General features: G+C 75.9%; 3 protein-coding genes. All 3 read right to left on the bottom strand.

Annotated features, from left to right (window positions below; genetic code table 11):
* A partial coding sequence (locus tag DVA66_RS20050) for an amidohydrolase family protein (protein ID WP_157974189.1) occupies positions 1 to 472 on the bottom strand: 472 nt, incomplete at its 3' end.
* Between the two features lie 3 nt (positions 473 to 475).
* On the bottom strand, positions 476 to 1,348 hold the full coding sequence (locus DVA66_RS20055) for a DUF3097 domain-containing protein (protein WP_114561543.1): 873 nt from the start codon (positions 1,346 to 1,348) through the stop codon (positions 476 to 478).
* Positions 1,349 to 1,362: 14 nt separating this feature from the next.
* A partial coding sequence (locus DVA66_RS20060) for a DedA family protein (protein WP_198671992.1) occupies positions 1,363 to 1,787 on the bottom strand: 425 nt, incomplete at its 5' end.

Consider the following 1,787-nt stretch of genomic DNA (forward strand, 5'->3'; position numbering starts at 1 on the left):
CGCCGACCACGGCGGCGCGCAGCGAGCCCAGCCCGAGCTGGGTGACGACGTTGACCGCGGGGCCGGCCGTCTGCACCGCGGCGGTGAACCCGCCCGCGTCGGTCCAGCTCCAGCCGAGCTCGGTGCCGAGGAAGCGGGTGGCGCGCCGCACCCAACCGGCGTCGTCGACCGGGAACGGGCTGAACCCGCAGTTGCCCACCACCAGGGTGGTGACGCCCTGGGCGAGCTGGGTGTCGGCGGCCGGGTGCGCCTCGACGGTGAAGTCGGCGTGGGAGTGCAGGTCGATGAACCCCGGGCACAGCACCAGCCCCCGCCCGTCGACGACCTCACCGCCCCGGTCGCGCCAGCCGGGGCCGACCGCGAGCACCCGGTCACCGGCCACCGCGACGTCGGCCACCACCGGCTCGGCGCCGGTGCCGTCGACCACCAGCGCGCCGGCGACGACGAGGTCCGGACGTCCTGCTGCGCCCACCGCTCAGTCCTCCCCGAGGTGGTCCTGGGTGACGAAGTCGATGAGCTTCTCGACCTCGGTGTTGAGCCGCGGGTCGAGGTCGTCCCAGCTGCGCACCCGGCCCAGCACGTGCTGCCAGGCGCGGGCGATATCGGCCTGGTCGCGGTGCGGCCAGCCCATCCGGGCGCAGGTGCCCTTCTTCCAGTCCTCCCCGCGGGGGACGTCGGGCCAGGCGGCGACATCGAGGCGTTCGGGGCGGACGGCCTGCCAGATGTCGATGAAGCGGTGGCCGGTGACCATGACGAAGCCGCCCCAGCGGCTGGCGGCCACCTGCTCGGCGATCCGGGACTCCTTGGAGCCGGGCACCAGGTGGTCGACCAGGACCCCCAGCCGGCGTCCGCGGGCGGGGGCGAACTCGTCCACGAGGGCGGGCAGGTCGTCGATGCCTCCGAGGTACTCCACCACCACGCCGACGTGGCGCAGGTCGTCGCCCCAGATCTTCTCCACCAGCTCGGCGTCGTGGCGGCCCTCGACGTAGATCCGGCTCGGCAGCGCCACCCGCGTGACCTGGCGGGTGCCGACCCGGGAGCCGGACGCGGTGTGGGTGGCACTCCGGGACGCCCGGGCCTGGGTGGAGCGCGACGGCGCCCGCAGCGCCACGGGCTCGCCCTCGAGCAGGAACCCCGCCCCGAGCGGGAAGCTGCGGCGCTTGCCGCGGCGGTCCTCCAGCACGACCAGGCCGTTCTCCCAGTGCACCACCGCCCCGCAGAACCCGCTGCCGGCGTCCTCGACCACCAGGTCCTTGCTCAGCACGTGGTCGACCGAGGTCTTGCGCCCCTGCTGCTGCCAGCCGGGGCGGAGCACGTCGGTGCGGTAGCGGTCGGTGGGGGAAGGCACCCCGGGATGCTAGATCAGCCCCGCTCCGGAGGGCGGGGCGCCACGCCCACGGGCTGCTCGGGGGTGCCCGTCTCGTCGAGCCGGCGCAGCCGGCGCCCGAGCAGCAGGTCGACCACGGTGCCGAGCACCAGTGCCCCGGCGACCCCGACCAGGACGGCGTTGAGCGGGCGGTCGTCGAACCAGTGCCCGGCCAGCGCCCCGATCAGGGTCGAGTAGGTGGCCCAGGTGAGCGCGGCGGCGCCCGCCACCGCGGCGAACCGGCCGCGGGGGTAGCCGGTGCTGCCGGCGGTGAGGTTGACCACCACCCGTCCGACCGGGATGTAGCGGGCGGTGAAGATCATCGCCGCCCCGCGCCGGTCGAGCCCGCGGGCGGCCCGTTCGCGCAGCGCCGCCCGGCGCGGACCGCGCAGGAACCGCGGCCCCCAGCGGCGTCCCACCG

Origin of the sequence: Desertihabitans aurantiacus, assembly GCF_003344635.1 — a bacterium.
Lineage (GTDB): Bacteria > Actinomycetota > Actinomycetes > Propionibacteriales > Propionibacteriaceae > Desertihabitans > Desertihabitans aurantiacus.